At 47.8% G+C, this 4,339-nt stretch carries 6 protein-coding genes; all 6 read left to right on the plus strand.

Going from position 1 to position 4,339, the window contains the following annotated elements:
• Positions 1-364, plus strand: a 364-nt coding sequence (locus AC1WIP_RS12195; protein WP_481142083.1) for a DUF1700 domain-containing protein, incomplete at its 5' end; no start/stop codon positions are given.
• A 251-nt stretch (positions 365-615) separates the two neighbouring features.
• Positions 616-777 (plus strand): hypothetical protein, encoded by a 162-nt coding sequence (locus AC1WIP_RS12200; RefSeq protein ID WP_481142084.1) that lies wholly within the window; start codon positions 616-618, stop codon positions 775-777.
• Between the two features lie 114 nt (positions 778-891).
• Positions 892-2,058 carry a THUMP domain-containing class I SAM-dependent RNA methyltransferase gene (locus AC1WIP_RS12205; protein ID WP_481142085.1) on the plus strand — a complete coding sequence of 389 codons (1,167 nt, stop codon included), beginning with the start codon at positions 892-894 and terminating at the stop codon, positions 2,056-2,058.
• The gene (locus AC1WIP_RS12210) at positions 2,055-3,137 is read left to right on the plus strand and encodes an N-acetylmuramoyl-L-alanine amidase family protein (protein ID WP_481142086.1); all 1,083 of its coding nucleotides are present in this window, start codon (positions 2,055-2,057) and stop codon (positions 3,135-3,137) included. Before AC1WIP_RS12205 ends, AC1WIP_RS12210 begins: the two co-directional genes overlap by 4 nt.
• Entirely contained in the window at positions 3,134-3,745 is a 612-nt protein-coding gene (locus AC1WIP_RS12215; protein WP_481142087.1) for an XTP/dITP diphosphatase, read from the plus strand. Before AC1WIP_RS12210 ends, AC1WIP_RS12215 begins: the two co-directional genes overlap by 4 nt.
• Positions 3,723-4,250, plus strand: a complete 528-nt coding sequence (locus AC1WIP_RS12220; protein ID WP_481142088.1) for a metallophosphoesterase family protein — start codon at positions 3,723-3,725, stop codon at positions 4,248-4,250. The genes AC1WIP_RS12215 and AC1WIP_RS12220 overlap by 23 nt, the downstream gene beginning before the upstream one ends.
• The last annotated feature ends 89 nt before the right edge of the window (positions 4,251-4,339 follow it).

Raw genomic sequence — 4,339 nt, forward strand, 5'->3', positions numbered from 1 at the left:
GGATTATATCGATACGGAAATACGCAAGGGGAGAACGGAAGAAGAGGTGCTTGCCTCTCTGGGTGATCCGCGGCTGATTGCAAGAACCATCGTGGAAACCAATGCCAGAGGGCAGACTGCAGGCGGCCAGAGCGTAGACACAGAAGGCTTTTTCCGGGAATACAGAGAGCCTTATACTGAGGAGGGAAGGCGTGAAAAAAGGGCATTCCGTTTTCCAGTGTGGGTGTGGATTCTTTTGGCAATTTTGATTTTAGCTGTGGCAGCTGGACTGGCGTTTTCCCTTCTCACCTTTCTGGCGCCTGTGATACTGCCTATTTTGCTGGTAGTGTTTTTGGTGAAGCTGTTTCGGGACTGGCTCAATTAGAGCATAGAGAGCATAGGAAATGAGCCGCTGGAGGGGACCGGCGGCTCATATGAGGGGAGTATAAATAAATTAAATATAAGGGTGTAAATAGAAATGATGAAGGGTTATCTATTTACAAGTTTATTATAGTACTTAAGTCATAAAAAATCAATATCGCAACAGTACCAAAGTACCACGCTTGTTTTCGCATATTTTTTGTGCGTTTTTTCCATACTACTCTTGTAACCAAAAAGAAACAGGAGGAATTTGAAATGTCTAACAACAATCAGAACTTCGACAATAACAAGTTTAACAACGGCATGGGCAATTCTGAGAACAGCCAAAACAATCAGAGCGGCCAGAACTGCAAAAACAGCCAGAACAGCCAGAACAGCCAGAAAAACAGTCAGAAGAACAACGAAAAGAATTTCTAAGATTTCTTCGAAAATAGGAACACCGAAGGGTGTTCCTATTTACATAAATGAAAAAAAATTGTATACTAAAGAACAGAATATCAAACAGTCTGAGGAATCCAGGGGACGAAAAACATGAGAAAATTTGAGTTGATTGCGCCTTGTTACTTTGGTACGGAATCTGTTTTAAAGCGGGAAATTATTGATTTGGGCTATGATGTCACCGAGGTTTCGGACGGAAGGGTAACCTTTTTGGGAGATGAGGAGGCGTTGTGCAGAGCTAATGTTTTTCTGCGCACAGCAAAGCGCATTTTAATAAAGATCGGAAGCTTTCAGGCGGAAAGCTTTGAAGAGCTTTTTCAGGGAACCAGAGGGCTTCCCTGGGAGGAATATATTCCAAGAGATGGGAAATTCTGGGTGACCAAGGCTTCCAGTGTAAAGTCAAGGCTGTATAGTGTATCTGACATCCAGTCGGTGATGAAGAAGGCCATGGTGGAACGCCTTAAGGATGTGTATCATACGGGCTGGTTTGAGGAAAACGGCGAAAGCTTTCCTGTGCGGGTATTTTTGATGAAGGATCAGGTTACGGTGGGACTTGACAGTACAGGGGAGCCTTTACATAAAAGAGGGTATCGGAAGCTTGCTTCAAAGGCGCCCATTGCGGAAAATCTTGCAGCTGCTTTGATTTTGATGACGCCTTGGAAGGGGGACCGGATTCTTGTGGACCCTTTCTGCGGCAGCGGCACCATTCCCATAGAAGCTGCGATGATGGCGGCGGGAATGGCCCCGGGAAGAAACCGAAGCTTTACGGCATGGAATTGGTCTCATATCATTCCCAAAAAGGATTGGCAGGATGTGCTGGAGGAAGCGGAGGAGATGATAGACCTAAGCGTGGAGACGGACATTCAGGGGTACGACATTGATGAGGATATGATAGCCATTTCCAGAGAAAATGCAAGGCTTGCAGGAGTGGATAAGCTGATTCATTTTCAGAGGAGGGGAATTGAGCAGCTGAGCCATTCCAAAAAGTATGGGTTTTTGATTACCAATCCGCCCTATGGCCAGCGCCTCCAGGACAAAGAGGGTATGTCGGCGCTCTATCGGATGATTGGGGAGAAATACCGGTCCCTTGATGACTGGAGCATGTATCTGATCACCGCCTATGAGCAGGCTCAGCGGGATATCGGGCGAAAGGCCGATAAAAACAGAAAGATTTACAATGGAATGATAAAAACTTATTATTATCAGTTTTTGGGGCCCAAGCCACCAAAGAAGAATGAGAGGAAAGCATCCTTCACATGAAAGATCCGGCAAAGGTAAATATGAAATTTACGCTGCTTTTCTGGGTGCTCCTGTTTGCGGCGGCCATGCCTCTTTTGCTGAAGCTTGCATGGGAGAAGGATATTGTGATTGCCGATGTGACCAGAGAGCAGACAGGGAGTGGCAGTGCCGGGGAAAGCGCCTCCTGGCATTCCGGCCAGAACAAGGACTTGGGAATGAGGCTTTTGCTGCAGGAGAGTGAGAACCGCAGTAAAAGCTTCAAGGTGCCTCTTTCGGAGGGAACCAGGGCGGAAGATGTGGTAATGGAAAACCGTTATATGGAAGGTCAGCTGTGGATTTACATAGAGGGAGCGCAGGAGGACTTTTATCGGGAGAAGACCCTGGACGGGGATGTTTCCGTTGTGACGGAGGCATACTGCGAGTCCCGGAAAAATGGTGTTATTTTAAAGCTGCATATGAGTGAAGTGCTGGAATATCATAGTACTATGGAGGAGAATGCACTGACCGTGGCCTATAAAAGCCCACAGGAGCTTTATGATACGATTATTGTGATTGATCCCGCAGGCGGCGGAAGCGAAAGCGGTATTACATATGGGAGCTTTTCGGAAAAGGAGCTTGCACTCCGGGTGGCGGAGCTTTTGCAGCAGGAGACGGTTCCATCCAATGTAAAGCTTTATTTTACGCGGCTGGAGGACGTTGATGTGACCAGGGAGCAGAGGCTTTCTCTGATAGAGAATGCGGCGGCGGATTTCTTTCTGCGTATCGGCGCATGGGAGGATGCAGAAAACCCACAAAGCTATGGTATCCAGAGCTTTTATAATGAAAGCTACTATATTCCCGGGTTCGGAAATCTTGAGCTGGCAGACACCGTTACAAGGCAGGTGACGATCTCCGCCAGCAACCGGGCAGCAGGAGTCTTTGCATCTCCCCAGGGAAGCATATTGGAAGAGATTACCATTCCTGCTGCACAGCTGAGTCTGGGGTATCTGAGCAATCCTGAGGAAAACAGGCTCCTGCAGCAGGAGAGCTATCAGCAGAAGCTGGCGGAGGGCATTGTGGACGCTATTTCAAAGATTTGCGAGGAAAGGGATAAAGAATGAATGAGACGATTATATTTGCAACAGGAAATCAGGGAAAGGTAAAAGAGATTCAGATGATCCTGGCAGACATGGGGAAAAAGGTGCTGTCTATGAAGGAGGCTGGGATTTTTGTTGATATAGAGGAGAACGGTTCCACCTATGAGGAGAATGCACTGGCAAAGGCCAGGGCGGTGGCCGCCTGTACGGACTGCCTTGTGATGGCGGATGATTCGGGGCTGGAAATCGACTATCTGCACGGGGAACCGGGCATTTATTCCGCAAGGTATCTGGGAGAGGATACGCCTTACAGCGTGAAGAATGCTGTAATCCTGGAGAGGCTTGCGGGAGTGCCCGAGGAAAAGCGGACAGCAAGATTTGTCTGCGCAATCGCTGCGGTGCTGCCGGATAAAACGGAGCTTACGGTCAGGGCGGTGATAGAGGGGCGCATCGCACAGGAGGAAAAAGGCAGCCATGGTTTCGGATATGATCCCATTTTCTTCGTGCCGGAATTTGGCAGGACAACAGCGCAGCTGACGGAGGAAGAAAAAAACAAGGTGAGCCATAGAGGCAAGGCTCTGGAGCAGATGAAAGAGGAAATAAGAAAATATGAAAGTAATCATTGTCAGTGACACCCACAGAAAAAATGAAAATTATTTTGAGGTTCTTAAAATGCACAAGCCGGACCTGGTGATCCACTGCGGAGACGCAGAGGGAAGCGAGTACGCTTTAACGAAGGCGGCGGACTGTCCTGTGTGGATTGTGCTGGGCAATAATGACTTTTTTTCTCAGCTGCCCAAGGAGCTGGAATTTAATATTGGCCGATATAAGGTCTGGGTGACCCATGGACATAATTATTATGTTTCCGTGGGAAATGAGACGATCAAGAAAGAGGCGCAGCTGAAGGGGGTGGATATTGTTATGTACGGGCATACCCACCGCCCGGTCATAGATATAGATAAAAAGGTAATTGCCCTGAATCCTGGGAGCTTGTCTTATCCCAGACAGGAGGGGCATATTCCTTCCTATATCATTATGGAGCTTGACGCTGACGGAGAAGCGCATTTCACGATTGCGTATTTAAAGAAGCCAGACTGCCAAAAAATCATTGACAGACAGGGAAATGGTAGTATATAATAGCTTTTGCGTTGAAAATGCAGCAATCTGTGTTTCGGGGTGTGGCTCAGCTTGGCTAGAGCGCCTGGTTTGGGACCAGGAGGCCGCAG

The sequence above is a fragment of the Acetatifactor sp. genome (genome assembly GCF_982438285.1).